Origin of the sequence: Pseudomonas sp. 32_A, assembly GCF_017490905.1 — a bacterium.
Taxonomy (GTDB): domain Bacteria; phylum Pseudomonadota; class Gammaproteobacteria; order Pseudomonadales; family Pseudomonadaceae; genus Aquipseudomonas; species Aquipseudomonas inefficax.
This window is the reverse complement of sequence record NZ_JAFGYI010000456.1, coordinates 1-248: the sequence shown is the minus strand read 5'-3', so window position 1 is coordinate 248 and position 248 is coordinate 1. Positions and strand designations below refer to the sequence as shown.

Genomic DNA, 248 nt, shown 5'->3' with positions numbered 1-248 from the left:
TGGTTGATGAACGCCGCCTCCTTGATACCGCGCAGCACCAGGAAGTGCACCGCCCACAGCAGCAGCGAGGCGCAGCCGATGGCGATTGGCGTGTTGCCCTCGCCGAACACCGGGAAGTAGAAGCCCAGGGTGCTGAACAGCAGTACGAAGTAGCCGACGTTGCCCAGCCAGGCACTGATCCAGTAGCCCCAGGCCGAGGAGAAGCCCATGTAGTCGCCGAAACCGGCCTTGGCATAGGCATACACCCC

1 protein-coding gene is annotated in these 248 nt (G+C 63.3%); it reads right to left on the bottom strand.

Annotation, left to right across the window (positions count from 1 at the left end; all coding sequences use genetic code 11):
* On the bottom strand, window positions 1-248 hold a 248-nt coding region (locus J5M58_RS27430; RefSeq protein WP_207880638.1), incomplete at both ends, for an amino acid permease.